The 13,633-nt window shown below is 73.2% G+C and carries 13 protein-coding genes; 10 read left to right on the top strand and 3 right to left on the bottom strand.

The features are described 5' to 3' along the window. The first annotated feature begins 127 nt into the window (after positions 1 to 127). Together ACIP4P_RS08860 and ACIP4P_RS08855 are read left to right on the top strand one after the other, a co-directional pair. Positions 128 to 1,582, top strand: a complete 1,455-nt coding sequence (locus tag ACIP4P_RS08860; protein ID WP_400916141.1) for a hypothetical protein — start codon at positions 128 to 130, stop codon at positions 1,580 to 1,582. A gap of 281 nt (positions 1,583 to 1,863) precedes the next feature. Continuing rightward, positions 1,864 to 2,766 carry an NADP-dependent oxidoreductase gene (locus ACIP4P_RS08855; RefSeq protein ID WP_400916139.1) on the top strand — a complete coding sequence of 301 codons (903 nt, stop codon included), beginning with the start codon at positions 1,864 to 1,866 and terminating at the stop codon, positions 2,764 to 2,766. A 30-nt stretch (positions 2,767 to 2,796) separates the two neighbouring features. Here the strand turns inward: ACIP4P_RS08855 and ACIP4P_RS08850 are convergent, their stop codons facing one another. Further along, on the bottom strand, positions 2,797 to 4,128 hold the full coding sequence (locus ACIP4P_RS08850) for a wax ester/triacylglycerol synthase domain-containing protein (RefSeq protein ID WP_400916137.1): 1,332 nt from the start codon (positions 4,126 to 4,128) through the stop codon (positions 2,797 to 2,799). A 55-nt stretch (positions 4,129 to 4,183) separates the two neighbouring features. Further along, a complete protein-coding gene (locus tag ACIP4P_RS08845) occupies positions 4,184 to 5,383 on the bottom strand; it encodes a macrolide family glycosyltransferase (RefSeq protein WP_400916136.1) in 1,200 nt (399 codons plus the stop codon). A 255-nt stretch (positions 5,384 to 5,638) separates the two neighbouring features. On the opposite strand from ACIP4P_RS08845, the gene ACIP4P_RS08840 reads away from it, so the two are divergent. The 6 genes from ACIP4P_RS08840 to ACIP4P_RS08815 all read left to right on the top strand — a co-directional run bounded on the left by ACIP4P_RS08840 (position 5,639) and on the right by ACIP4P_RS08815 (position 11,592). Then, positions 5,639 to 6,643, top strand: coding sequence for an alpha/beta fold hydrolase (locus ACIP4P_RS08840; RefSeq protein WP_400916134.1), 1,005 nt, complete (start codon positions 5,639 to 5,641; stop codon positions 6,641 to 6,643). Positions 6,644 to 7,177: 534 nt separating this feature from the next. Continuing rightward, positions 7,178 to 8,554: an NUDIX domain-containing protein gene (locus ACIP4P_RS08835; protein ID WP_400916133.1), complete on the top strand. Its 1,377-nt coding sequence runs from the start codon at positions 7,178 to 7,180 to the stop codon at positions 8,552 to 8,554. Further along, positions 8,551 to 9,051, top strand: a complete 501-nt coding sequence (locus ACIP4P_RS08830) for an NUDIX domain-containing protein (RefSeq protein WP_400916132.1) — start codon at positions 8,551 to 8,553, stop codon at positions 9,049 to 9,051. The genes ACIP4P_RS08835 and ACIP4P_RS08830 overlap by 4 nt, the downstream gene beginning before the upstream one ends. 92 nt (positions 9,052 to 9,143) lie before the next feature. Further along, on the top strand, positions 9,144 to 9,629 hold the full coding sequence (locus tag ACIP4P_RS08825) for an NUDIX domain-containing protein (RefSeq protein ID WP_400916130.1): 486 nt from the start codon (positions 9,144 to 9,146) through the stop codon (positions 9,627 to 9,629). A 1-nt stretch (position 9,630) separates the two neighbouring features. Further along, complete coding sequence (locus tag ACIP4P_RS08820) at positions 9,631 to 9,888, top strand: hypothetical protein (RefSeq protein WP_400916129.1); 258 nt, start codon at positions 9,631 to 9,633, stop codon at positions 9,886 to 9,888. A 402-nt stretch (positions 9,889 to 10,290) separates the two neighbouring features. Beyond that, positions 10,291 to 11,592: a transglycosylase family protein gene (locus ACIP4P_RS08815; RefSeq protein WP_400916128.1), complete on the top strand. Its 1,302-nt coding sequence runs from the start codon at positions 10,291 to 10,293 to the stop codon at positions 11,590 to 11,592. A gap of 69 nt (positions 11,593 to 11,661) precedes the next feature. Here ACIP4P_RS08815 and ACIP4P_RS08810 read toward each other — a convergent pair whose 3' ends face one another. Further along, positions 11,662 to 12,651, bottom strand: a complete 990-nt coding sequence (locus ACIP4P_RS08810) for a helix-turn-helix domain-containing protein (RefSeq protein WP_400916126.1) — start codon at positions 12,649 to 12,651, stop codon at positions 11,662 to 11,664. 179 nt (positions 12,652 to 12,830) lie between these two features. Between ACIP4P_RS08810 and ACIP4P_RS08805 the strand changes: the two genes are divergently transcribed. Then, entirely contained in the window at positions 12,831 to 13,244 is a 414-nt protein-coding gene (locus ACIP4P_RS08805; protein ID WP_400916125.1) for a hypothetical protein, read from the top strand. Positions 13,245 to 13,380: 136 nt separating this feature from the next. After that, positions 13,381 to 13,584, top strand: coding sequence for a hypothetical protein (locus tag ACIP4P_RS08800; RefSeq protein WP_400916123.1), 204 nt, complete (start codon positions 13,381 to 13,383; stop codon positions 13,582 to 13,584). Positions 13,585 to 13,633 lie beyond the last annotated feature (49 nt).

Raw genomic sequence — 13,633 nt, 5'->3', positions numbered from 1 at the left:
GCCTCGACGATCCCGTCGAGGCCCCCCACACCGTCGCCGCCGGTGTCACCGCCAGGACGGGGTCTTCCCTTCGCCCGCCGGGAGCCGCACTGTGGTGGACGCGGAACTGTCGGACGGGGTGGGCGGATTGGGCGATCAGCGCGACACCAGGAACGAGATCAGCCACAGCACCATCCACGGCAACGTAATCATGGGCGGCATCGTCTCGCTGCTGGCCGGGAGGCTACGCCCGCGACTCCTGGTGGCCGTGGTGTGCGCGCTCGCCCTGCTGGGGTCGGGCACGGCGTACTGGGCGTTGCACGGCGCGGGCGGGGACACCGGCCCGGTGTTCAGCGCCCGCTACGACCCCGAGCACGGTGACGCCGACACGACCGCGGTCGTACCGAAGGTCCTCACGTCGACCGAGCTTCCCGCCGTCTCCGACTGCGGCGCGGCCCGGACCTGGTCGCACACCCAGGGCGGCACGGACGTGGGAGCGTCCCCGCTCTCGGTCTCGCTGGTCGGCAACGGTCACACGGTGGCGATCGAGCAGGTGCGGGCGACCGTGGTCGGGGAGCCCCACGACCCGCTGCCCGGCACGGTCGTGGACTGCACCTCCCAGGGCGAGGGCAAGAAGATCGACATGGGCGTCGACCTGGACTCCACCGACCCGATCGCCATGGTCGCGGCCTTCGGGCCGGTGTCCTTCGCCCCGTACTTCACGGACAAGTACCTCTACCTGGAGAACGGGAAGCCCGAGATCGTGAGCCTCACCGTGCTCGCGGCCAGGCACAGCTACGACTACGTCATCACGGTCGAGGGCACGGTCGACGGCAAACACCGCACGTGGGAGCTGAAGGACGGTGACCGCCCGTTCCACATCTCCGGGGTGCGGATGGAACGCGGCACCTTTCTGAACACGCTCGGCAGGGGCTGGGAGACCGACTACGGCACGGGGGCGGGTGAACGCGCCCGGTGCAACCCGTGCTACGACGAGAACGAGAAGGAGATCCCGGGAACGACGGTCGCCACCGCGCCACCCGGATTCTCCTTCTCCTCCGCACCGGGCGTCGACCCCATGGAGCTGCCGGTCCCACCGAAGGAGCGACCGACCTCGCCGACACCTCCCCTGACCGTCGACCGGCATGACGCGGAGTCCGTCGCGATCGGCTGGGCCGTCACCTCGGGCAGCTTCGACGTGTCCCGCGGCGACACCGGACCGGCGGCCGTCCTGAACCGGGTCCGCGGATACCTGACGCCCGAACTCGCCGCTTCCGGCGGAGGACTCAACGCGTGCGTGGCCGACGCTGCGGCCTGGCCGGCCGAGGTGACGGCGCGGCAGGGCTGGTCGGTCGTCATGCGCGCACTGGCGAGGCCCCAGGAGGGCCACGATCCGCACGAACTCACCGGTGACGTGGTCGGGTTGGAGGCCGACATCAGCTGCGCCTACGCGGCGGCGGGCGGCTGGTACCAGACCCGAAGGGAATCGGTCAACGCGCGGCTGCAGCTGAAGCGCCAGCCCGACGGCGGCTACCTGATCTCCGAGATCAAGAAGGTGGAGTACACCCTCCCGGCACCCACCGACCCGATCCCGCAACCCTGAAAGACCGGGACCGAGCCACCGGTGCCGGAGGCGGCTCTCCGCTCCCCGGCACCCCGCCCCGGGCAGGATCGTTCGGATGGCCCGACGACGGCCCCGCCCGAACGAACACGGGTCCTGTGTCGAGGCGGCCCCGGAGTGACTTGCCGGCCACGCGTGGCCATGGCGTAAGGTCTGGGCATCGGAGTAGAAACGTGCTCCGGCGCCGAGCGGACAGCCGGACCGGAGCACGCGCACACGCGGTACCGGACGGTCCGCCACTCCTTCCACGGAAGGAATGCCTCATGAAGGCAGTGCGGTTCAGCCGGTTCGGCGGTCCGGAGGTTCTTGAGCTGGTCGAGCTCCCCGATCCCCGTCCCGGTGCCGGAGAGATCAGGATCAGGGTCCGGGCCGCGGGGATCAACGCCAGCGACTGGAAGAAGCGCCGGGGCCTGATGGACCAGGAGCTGCCGCAGACCCTGGGCTACGAGGCCGCGGGCATCGTCGACGAGGTCGGCGACGGCGTCCCGGGCGTCGTACCCGGCGACCGGGTCTTCGGCTTCTCGCCGTACGGCGCCGCCCAGGCGGAGCTGGCCGTGCTCTCCCACTGGGCCCCGGTCCCGGAGGCGCTCGGCTTCGCCGGGTCCGCGGCGATCCCCTCGGCCGCCGAGACGGCGGCGCGCTCGCTCGACCAGCTCGGTGTCACGGCGGGCAGCACCCTGCTCGTCAACGGGGCGTCCGGCAGCGTCGGGGGCGCCGCCGTCCAGCTCGCCGCGGAGCGCGGCGCACGTGTCATCGGCACGGGCAGTCCGGGCACGCACGCCGCCCTGCGCGCCATCGGGGCCGAGCCGGTGGCCTACGGGGACGGGATGGCGCAGCGGGTCCGGGCGATCGCGCCGACCGGCGTCGACTTCGCCCTGGACGTCGCCGGCAGCGGCGTCCTGCCCGAGCTCGTCGAGCTCGCGGGCACGCCCGAGCAGGTGATCACGGTCGCCGATCTCCGCGGCGCGCAGCAGACTGGCGTCCGTTTCAGCCGCGGCGACAGCGGCCGCGCCACCTACGTGCTCGCCCAGGTCGCGGACATGGCCGAAGCCGGCCGCTTCGCCGTCCGGGTCGGCCGGACCTTCCCGCTGGCCGAGGTGGCCGGGGCGCACCGCGTCGGCGAGGCCGGAACGGTGCGCGGCAAGCTCGTGCTGCTGGTGGACTGACCGGACGCCGGGATGGCCGGTGGAGACGGATCAGGGTGCGCCGTGGGCCGCGGGAGCGAGGGCGGGGGCTGCCAGCAGGTGGAGTTCGCGCAGCAGCGTGTCGGCCAGCAGGCGGGCGTCCCCCGAGGACGAGTTGGTCGCCACGTTGAGGGTGTATCCCGCGGCGCAGCCCAGGAGCACGAAGGTCGCCGTTCCGTGGGGTGGCACCATGGGAAATCCCCGGAACCGACGGAGCGGGCGGCCGTCGAAGGCGAGGCCCTCCCCCGGCAGGGGAAGTGAGGAGCAGCAGGCCGCGGAGTAGGCGGGGGCGTAGGACGGGGCGAGTACGGCGCTGACCAGGCGGGGTCCCACGGCGGTGAGGGCGTGCAGCAGCGCGTCGGCGAATCGCAGGGTCGCCTGGTGTTCGGTGGGTTTGATCAGGCCCCGGCAGGCGGCGAGCCGTGCGAGGGGATCGTCCGTGCCCGCCGGGACGGCGACGCGGATGGCGCCGAACTCGTTGCCGAGCCGGTGACCGTGCCCTGCGGGACGGGTGTCCATGGGCACCGTGACGAACACGGGGCGCTCGCCGCCGCCGGAGGAGGAGGAGGAGGAGGAGGAGGTGGAGGTGGAGGTGGACGGCCAGGGGCTGAGGCCGGCGCGCAGGGTTCCGGCCGTCGCCGCCAGGAAGACCTCGGTCACGGTCGTGGCCTGGCCGGGCAGGGCCGTGCGGGCGCGGCCGAAGACCTCGGTGGGCACCGGGCGGCAGGCGTAGGCGGGGGCCGTCACGCCCTGGTCGGGCATCGGGACGGCGGTGCCGGGGACGGCCGAGGCGCGCAGCGCCCGCACCACGCTCGCGAACCGCTGGAGCGCCCGCTGTTCGGCAGGGGTCGCGCGCGCAGGGGCCGTACGGGGCGCGGGTAGCTGCGCCGTCGGGTCCAGGAGGGTCCGCAGGAGTGTGACGAGGGACCGGCCGTCGAGCAGGCTGTGGTGGGTGCGCAGCAGCAGGGTGAACTCGGAGCCGTCCGGCTCGGGGAGCGTGTGGAGGCGCCAGGGCGGCAGGTCCTGGTCGAACGGCTCGGTCATCAGTCGGGAGACCAGTTGTTCGAAGGTCTCCGTACCGGGCTCGTGGACGATCTGCTGCGCGGCGTCGAAGTCCCGGTGGTGCACCCAGGCGTGCCGGCGGGCCGGGCCTGGCCTGCCGCGCGGGGTCAGGGCCCGGCTGAGGCGCGGGATCGCTCCCCAGCGTTCGCGGACCAGGGCGGTGATCCGCGCCGGGGTGGGAGCGGGCCCCTGGCAGGTGATCGCGAGGCCGGCCGCGCCGGGGCTGAACGGCCAGCGGGTCATGAGTTCGTCGAGGGGGGTCAGCGGCGTGCTGTGGAGCATGGTCCGGTCTCCCACGGGGGTGGCGAGGGTGCGGTGCGGCGGATCGGCTCGGTGGTCAGCTGACGGTGGCGAGGTGGTCGGTGGGTGTCCGCTTGGAACGGGCGGCGGACTCGACGACGTCGGCGGCCGCGGTCGCGCCGCCGCTGGCCCGTACGTCGGCCTGCATCGTGGCGACGGCGGCGGCCACCGCCGGGTCGCGGGACACCTGCCGGACGGCTTCGGCCAGGGCGGTGGCATCGGCTCGTTCGCGGGGCAGGTGCACGCCGAGGCCGAGCTGTGCCAGCCTGGCGGCGTTGACGCGCTGCTCGGCCATCTGCGGGACGGCGACCATCGGCACGCCGAAGTGCAGGGCCTCCAGGACGCTGCCCATTCCGGCGTGGGTGACGAAGGCCGATGCGGCCGCGAGGACGTCGAGTTGGGGAACGCTCACGTGGACCTCGACGTGCTCGGGCAGTCGGCCGAGCGTCGCCGGGTCGATGTGGCGGCCGATCGCGATGACGGTGTGCCAGTCCAGCCGGGCGGCCGCGTCCAGGCAGGAGCGGAAGAACTCCGGCTGGTCGGTGAAGACCGAGCCGAGTGAGACCAGCAGGACCGGCCGACCGGAGGCCGGGGGCTGCCAGGCGCCCTGGAAGGCGGAGCGGTCGCCCAGGGCCGGTCCGACGAAGGCGTGCTCGGGGCCCATCCGGTCGGCGTGGATCTGGAAGGTTCTGGGGACGAAGACCACCTTCGCCTGCGAGTGCTGGATGAAGTCACCGAGTGCGGAGTCGACGCCGTTGACGTCGAGGAACCGCTGGAACCGCGGCGCGCAGGGCATCTCGCTCGCGTCGTCCAGGCCGAGGAAGGCCTGTTCCCAGCCCGGGAACAGCGCGTGCGTGGGCGACAGTTCGACCCCGGGGATGCCCCACTTGCGGGCCAGCACCTTGCCGGCGAAGGCTTCGAGGTCGTGCAGCACCACGTCCGGTCGGTCGTCGGTGAAGGCGGCTTCGAGGACGGGCAGCGCCGTCTCCGCCTCGCCGAGGAACATGTCGACGCCGTCACTCACGTCCTCGGGGGAGGGCCCGGCGGCGCGCTCCGGGACCGGAACGGCGACCGGGACCGCACCGGCCGCGCGGACCTGCGGCGCGAACTGCTCCGCGACCGCGTAGCTCACCCGCCATCCGCGCGCGACGAGTTCGGTGACCAGGGCGAGGGTCGGGTTCACGTGTCCGTGCTCGGGCACGTTCACCACGAGCGCATGAGGACGCTCCCGTTCCACTGAAAACTCCTGAACCACTTCATTCATGACCAATGAACGACATAACGGTCGCAAAGGTCACAGCGGCAACCGGTGGCCGTGCGACGTCCGCCGGTGTGCCAGCCGGGTGTTACGACCGGATTGCTCTAGATTGCCCGGCATGACGTGCCTCCCATGACGTGCCTCCCACGGTCGGCACCCCTTGCCGCGAACGGCAGTTCGAGCCTTGCGGCCCCGCGAACCCACATCAGTCCGGTCCCGAGAGGGAGAGAAACCGTGTCCCAGTCGACCGAGTCATCGGCCACCACGACGACGGACGGGTTCCCGCCCGTCCTGACCGCCCACACCTGGCACGGCTACCACTACGAGTCCCGCCTGTCGCGCTCGACCACTCCGCGGATCGCACCGGTGGTACTGGTCGGCGGAGCGTTCCAGACCAAGGAGAACTGGGGCCGGATCGAAGCGGAATTCCTCGCGCACGCCGACGTGATCACCGTGGACCTGCCCGGCTGGGGCAAGGCCGACGTCCTCCCCGTCCACCACGGCGTGGACTTCCTGGCCGACGCCCTGTGCCGCGTACTGGACGACACCGGACTCACCACCGTCAACCTGGTGGGCAGTTCCTACGGCTCCGCCGTCACCCACGCCCTCGCCCTGCGCCACCCCACCCGCGTCCGGAGAATGGCACTCACCGGCGCCATGACCGCCGTCCCCGAGCAAGCCCGCTCCCACTTCCGACGCGGCATCGACTTCCTCGTCGCCCGGCAGATGGAGGAGTTCACCGAGGTGACCCTCGGACAGCTGATGAACCGCGAGGCGCTGGAGCGAACCGTCGACGGCCACCGGATCCACCGCCTGCTGCACCGCCGCCTGACCGGCCTGGGCCCCCTGGAGGCCGAGCAGTTGATGACCAACACCCAGCGCCTCATGGCGCACCAGGACCTCATGGCCCACCAGGGCCTCCCCCAGGGCGCCGCACCGGCCATGCCCGTCCTGGTGACCACCGGCGAGCACGACCACTTCACCAGCCCCGCACACTGCCGGGACCTGGCGGCCACCTGCGCGGACGGCTGGTTCACCACCATCACCGGCGCCGACCACATGCTGCCGCTCGAACGCGGCCCGGAGGTCTCCGACCTGTTCATCCGCTTCTTCACCGGCCGACCCCTGACCGGCCTCGCCTACTGCCCCGACGCCGAACACCTCTCCCGGCACACCCCGACCATGGTCGCGCCGCGAACGGGCGGGCAGCCCGCCGAGCGCCGCGGAGGCCACCGGTAGTCGGGCCTTCACCGAGCCGGACACCCCCGATGCCCGAAACCTCCTCGCCCAGCTGACCAGCCGAACGGGTGAATCCCGCGACGGCTACGGGCTGCGTGGCCTCCTCGCCCGCTAGGGCGTGCGCCAACTCCTCGACCCGGCCCGGAGGACGGCTTTCGAACGGGCTCTCGCCGCCTGTCCACCGGGCTCCGCGGCCCTGCCGGGCACCCTCCGCAACCGCCTGGAGGAGGCGCCGACCGCTGCCCGGAAGGTGCTCGAAACGTCCCCGTTCGACCCGGGCTCGCCCGGTGGGAATCCACTTGAACACCGGATTCGAACAGCGCCATCATCAGTCGCCGCCACCGCCGCACAGCGGGCCAACTCAGCCAGTTGAAGGCCTACTTGTCGGCACCTGAGGTTCCTGTGCGGTTCCGTTTGCTCGAACACCACCAGAGTCTGGAGGGTCCCCGTGGAACGCCCCGCCGCCGCGGCCACCGGCACCGCGCCGCCCGGCCGGCCAGCTGGTCCCGCCCGCGAAACCGAGGAGCCCGCCCAGTGATCGACTTCGACGTACTCACAGACCTCGCCGCGCGTGAAGGCATTGAGCGGATCGGCGTCGGCGTCGTGGTCCGCGACGCCTCGGGCCGGATCCTGATGATCCGCAGGTCCCCGCACGATGTCCTTCCGGGTCTGTGGGAGTACCCGGGCGGCGCCCGGGAGGACAACGAGTCGGTGCCCGCCGGCGCGGCCCGTGAGCTGGCCGAGGAAACCGGGCTCTCCGGCCTGCCGCTGGAGTACGCGCGGCATCTCGACGTCACCGACCAGCGCGGACGGCGCATGCGCCAGTTCGTCTTCACCACCGTCGTCCCGGACGCCACCGAGGTTGTGCTCTCACCGGATCACGACGGGCACCAGTGGGCGGCCCCGGACGTCCTGCCGCCGACCGGCGACGGGCAGCGCACCGTGATCGAGTGGCTGACCCGGCGCCTGCGGATCCCGCACTGGCGGCCCGTCGGCGGCTACCTCACCACCATCGCCCGGCCCACCTCCTACGGCTGCTTCCTGGTCACGGACCCGCAGGGCCGTGTCCTCGGGATGCGTTCGGCCGTCAACCCGGCCGTGTGGAACTTCCCCGGCGGAAACATGGAGCACGGCGAGACGCCCTTCACCACCGCCCTGCGCGAGACCCAGGAGGAGCTGGGCCTCGACCTCGCCGCCGAGAACCCCGAGGTGATCGCCCGGCGCCGCCTGGTCGCCGTCATCCACGAGCAGGCCGGCACCAGCTACCCCGTCCCGGTGTGCGGCTACGTCTTCGACGGCGGCGTACTGACGCCCGAGCAGCAGGCCCGGATCGACCTGGATCCGGACGAGCACACCGAGTGGCGGTTCGAGAGCGCCCACGACTGGCGGCGGCTCATGGAGCCGGCTGGCTACCAGCGGCTGCGGCAGGTGCTGCGCGCCCAGCGCTCCGGCGTCCCGCTCTACCTGGAGCGCCCCGCCCCGGACGGCGACGACTTCGAGGGCGTCCTGGTCTTCGTCACCGACACCGCGGGCCGACTGCTGCTGCACCTGCGCGAGGACGGACCGGGCATGGCCTGGCCCGGCTACTGGACCCCGATCGGCGGCTGGCGCGAGGGGGACGAGACCGCCCTGGAGACCGCGGTGCGGGAGGTCCGCGAGGAGGCCGGCATCCGGATCAGCGGACTGCGGTCCCTGCCCGCCCCGCACGACGACCTCGGCCTCCCGCTCACCCGCGTCCTGCACGCCGTCCGGGACGGAGACGAGAGCGACCTGCGGCTCGGCGACGAGGGCCTGGCCGTCCGCATGGTCCCCCTGGCGGAAGCGCTCGCCCTGAACGTCCCGCCCTACCTGCGGCACTACCTGCCGCTGCTCTGCGACACGGCCGGCCTGCCCGGCGGGAGGACCGTGTGAATCCGCTCGACGACGCCAACCAGGCGGCCGCCATCGTGCCCCGCCGGCCCGGGGCGGACCCGCTGACCCTGGTCGTCGGCGTTCACCTCGTCCTCCTCGACCAGAACGCCGTCCTCCTCGGCCGACGACGCAACACCGCCTACGCGAACGGCATGTGGCACCTGCCTTCCGGTCACATGGAGCCCGGCGAACCGATCACCCGCTCGATGACGCGCGAGGCCGAGGAGGAACTCGGCATCCTCATCGCCGAGGACGGCCTCGAACTCGTCCACACCCTGCACCACCTCGACGCCGACGACGGCCGCAGCCGCCTCCAGCTGTTCTTCCGCCCCACCCGCTACGACGGCCGGGTCCGCAACGCCGAACCGCACAAGTGCGACGCCCTGCGCTGGTGGCCGCTGGACGGTCTCCCGAGCAGTACCGTGCCCTACACCGTCCAGGCACTCGCCGAGATCGGCCGCGGCAACGCCCTGTCCACCGTGGGGTGGGCCGCGTGAGCGCCGCAGCCCTCCCGCAGGACGTCGACCTGCTGCGCACCCCGCACATTCCCGCGTGAACTCCCCTTTCCTCAGCACCTGTTGGAGGATCCATGCTGTCCCTGCGTCAGGCCGTGTGCGTCATCGTCCACGACGAGCAGGCGGGCAGGGTCGTCGGCGTCCACTACGCCAACGACTCCTGGTCCACGGTTCCCGCCTGGACCGTCCCCGGCGGAAAGGCCGAGGAGGGCGAGCGCCTCGACGAGGCCGCCGCCCGCGAACTGCGCGAGGAGACCGGGCTCGTCGTCGACACCGGGGAGCTGCGGCTGGTCCACACCATCCAGGTCAGGGACGGGTGGGACGGCCAAGGCCCCTTCCTGCTCTCGGCGTTCGCCGCGACGTCCTGGCGGGGCACACCGACGAACACCGAGCCCACCAAGCACCTCGCCGTCCGCTGGGTCGACGCCAACGCCCTGCCCACCCCGATGTTCCCCACCTCGCACGCCGCCCTCACCGCCTACCTCGCCGGCGACGGGCGGGGGTTCTCCACCTACGGCTGGGGCGCCTCGGAGGACCTGCGCACCCTGGTCGGGGCCTGAGATGGCCGGCCGCCACCGCCGCCCGCCCACCGGTGAGCAGGCGGCGCTGCCCGCCGACGTCGACCTGCGGCTGCTCGCCATCACCCAGGGCCGCACCGTCGTCGACGAAGGCGTCACCACGTTCCCCGGCGCCGCGCACCCCTACGCCTACCGCACCCTGTACCGGCCCGACGGCAGAGTCGACCGGTTGCTGGAACGCCTGGCCCCCGGCCCGCTGCAGCCGCCCGGCCTGCCGCACGACATCCCGCCCACCGACTGACCGGACCGGACCGCTCAGCCGCCGTTCGGCGAACTGGTCGGCGGGCCGGTCCGGGCTCCGGGGCTGATCCCGGCAACAGGCTTGCCGGGCAAGGTGACTCTCCTTCGAGACTCTCCTTCGAGACTCTCCTTCGAGCAGTGGTCGTCGACGGTTCGTCAGGCACGGTCGAGGTGGGCCGGGTGGGCGGGGCGGCTCGATGCCCAGGCAGCCGCCAGCCTCGTCGGCAACGCGCGGCTGGACTGAACGGTCCAGGGACGCTTCCGTCCAGCCGGAACGCCTTCCGCCCGGCCCCGGTGGCGGGGAGGGTGGTACCCGCCGACCGGCTGCCGCCGGGTTCGTGCCGCGGCCGGGTACGCCCGCCGGCCGGATCGCCGTCATCCCTGGAACTCCTGGAGCTCTGCCATGCCCTCCTCCACCGCCCGCAGGTCCTCCTCGCTGCGCCGGCCGGTCGTCGCCGCGGCCCTGATCTCCCTCGCGGCGCCGCTCGCGGCGGCGACCGACGCCTCCGCGGCCTCGGTCGCCAGTTGGGACAAGGTCGCGCAGTGCGAGAGCAGCGGGAACTGGAGCATCAACACCAGCAACGGCTACTACGGCGGCCTGCAGATAGCCCTGCCCACCTGGCGGGCCTACAGCGGCCTGCAGTACGCGGCCCGGCCGGACCTGGCGACCAAGCCGCAGCAGATCCTGATCGCGGAGAAGATCCTGGCCGGTCAGGGCCCCGGCGCCTGGTCGCCGACGTGCCGTCCCCCGCTGCTCAACGACCATGCCGACCCCTACCCGTCCACCCCCACCCCGGCGCGGGCGTGGGCCGCCCAGGTGGTCGTCAACGGCGGGGGCGCGATCTACCACGCGACCCGCAACGCCTCGGGCAGCTGGTCCGCGTTCGGCGCCGTCGCCGGGCAGACCGGTGACATCGGTACCGTGGGCTCGATCGCGGACGCCGGCATCGACGGCGACACCCACGTGGTCGCGGTCGGCGGCAACGGCCACGTCTACCACGCCATCCGCTTCGCCGACGGGACGTGGGGTGCCTTCGGGGACGTGAACGGCCAGGCGGCCGGTGCGCTGTCCGGCGCGGTGACCAAGGTGTCCGCGGTGTCGACCGGCGGCGACCTCCACGTGCTGGCGGTCGCGGGCGGCCGGCTGTACCACGCGGCGCGGCTGGTGAACGGGACGTGGACCCCCTTCGCGGACGTCTCCTCGCAGGCCGGAGCCCTCAACGGCCCGGTGACCAGCGCGGCCGCCGCGGCGGTCAACGGACAGCTGCAGGTGGCCGCGGTCTCCGGCGGCCGGGTGTTCCACACCGTCCGCGCCGGGTCCGGGGACTGGAGCCCGTGGGGCGACGTCTACACCGCCGCGGGCGACGCGGGCCGGGCCGGCGACGTCGCCGCCACCGGTACGGGGGCGGACCTGCAGATCGTGGTGGTCTCCGAGGACGGCACCAAGCAGTTCCACGCCGCCCGCTTCGGCAACGGCTCCTGGTCCCCGATGACCGATCTGGCCCCCGTGCTCGGCTCCTTCACCGCGACCGGGGTCGGCGCGGCCACGGTCGACAACGCGCTCCAGGCGACGTTCGTGACCAACGACGACCGCATCCTGCACACCATCCGCCGGGTCGACGGCACCTGGCAGGGCGTCGGCGCCATCCCGCTGGCCGGCGTCAACGGCAACCACTACGCCGCCGCCATCACCGGCACCCTCTGACCGGCGGGCAGAACGACGGGCTCGGGCCCGGACCCGTCTCGGACCGCGCGGTCCGAGACGGGTCACGGGTCACGGGTTCAGCCAGCCCGCCTGGGCGGCCCGTACACCTGCCTGGAAGCGGCTGCGGGCGTCCAGACGCTCCATCAGTTCGGTGGCGGTGCGACGGGCGGTGCGGGGCGAGACGCCCAGCCGCTTGGCAATGGCCTCGTCGGTGTGGCCCTCCGCGAGCAGCGCGACGGTCGCCCGCTCCTGGGCGGTGAGCCCGTGCTCGTCGAGGCGGGCGGCGGCGCCGAGCGGCTGCGCGCCCGCCCAGACGGTCTCGAACAGCGCGCACAGCGCGGTCAGGATCCCCTGGCCGGTCAGGACCACGGCGCCGGCGGCGGTGTCGTCGCTGCGGGTGGGGATGACGGCGGTGGCGCAGTCGACCACGATCATCCGGGTCGGCAGCGCGGACACGGTGCGGACCCGACCGCCCCGGTCGGTGAGCCAGGTGAGGTACTCGACGGTGTGCGGGCTGTTGCGGACGCTTTCCAGGTAGACGGTCCGCATCCGTACGCCGCGCCCCAGCAGGTCGAGGTCGAGGGGCTTGGCCGCCTCGATGTTCTCGGGCCGCTGCCCGCCGTCGGGTGCGAAGGTCATGACCTCCTCCCGCACGTCCCGGGTGAGCGTGGCGAGCCGGTCGCGGATCTGGTCCAGGCCGACCAGCTGCTCGACGCCGGGGTGCCCGGCACCCGGCCGCAGGTCGGCGAACTCGGCGATGAGCTGGGCGGCCGCGGCTCGGGAGGACTCGATGCGCAGCTGCTGGGCGGCGAGTTCGGCCTGCTGGCGGGCCATCAGGAGTTCCATTCCGACCTCGGGCGGAACGGCCCGCAGTTCGCCCGCGCGCTCCGCGGACGGGCGCAGCAGGGCCAGTTCGCTGAGCGTGTCCAGTGCCTGCCTGACCTGCTGCTCGGTCAGGCCGAGGCGCGCCCCCAGGGCGACCACGCCCTCTTGCTGGTGGACGAGCATCGCCCGGTAGACCGACTCCGAGACGCTGTCCAGCCCCAGTGCCGTCAGCATGTGTGTTCTCCCCCGTGATGAACCTGTGTTCGATACGTGCGCGATCATTCCACGGCCCGGAGGAGGACCGCCACCGGATCGCCACCGGTCCTCCTCCTCCGGGGCCGGTTCCGGCCAGGGACTGAACCGTCCCGGATCGTCCCCTTCACCCCGATCCTCCGGAACGGCACGCTCGGTGCATGTACCTCGTCCATGCCGCGCTGCGGCCTCTTTCCCCCGGTCTGCACCTACCGCCGGACGTCCGGGGGCTGTTGTGGGACGCGGTGCGGCCCACGGACCGGATCGAGCACCTGGTGGTCCACCCCCAGGCGCAGCCGCACCCGCTCCTGGGGGTGTTCGTGCTCACGGACTCCCTCCTCGACGCGGAGGAGCGGGTGGCGGCGTTCTGTCGCCGGGTCGCGGCGGAGCCGGTGCTGACGGGGTGGAGCCCGGCGCGGGCCGCGGCGCCACTGGTCGTGCCGTACTACGAGCGGCTGCTGTCCACGCCGGGCGGGCCGAGCGGGCCTGGCGGGCCGAGCGGGCCGGGCGACGCCGGGGTGCCTGGCCGAAACGGTCCAGGGACGATTCCGTCCAGCTGGGAGCCCTTCCGGTAGCCCTGACCAGCGACGAAGCTGGTGATCGCCGGAAGGGAACACCACCTGGACGGCAGACCGGACACGGCGTCACCGCGGGACGCCGACACCGGGACCACCCCCTTCCGTCACGTTCGCACCCACAGAGGACACCGTCATGGCTCGCACCACCACCGTCGCCAAGGCCGCCGCGGTCGCCGCTCTCGCCCTGGCCGCCCTGACCCCGGCCGCCGCGGCGGTGGCGGTCGACGCGAACGACGCCGCCCGGCCGGCCGGCACCGTCACCCGGGCCGCCACGGACCCGAGCACCACCGCCCAGCCGGCCGGCACCGTCGTGGCCTACAACATGATCTGGGGCTGACCTCCCGCCCGGCCGCGGCATCCGCCGCCCGTTCCGCCGGGCCCGCCCC

The organism is Kitasatospora sp. NPDC089509 (assembly GCF_044749365.1).
GTDB lineage: Bacteria > Actinomycetota > Actinomycetes > Streptomycetales > Streptomycetaceae > Kitasatospora.
The sequence above is the reverse complement of the archived record's forward strand: the minus strand, read 5'-3'. Positions and strand labels throughout refer to the sequence as shown.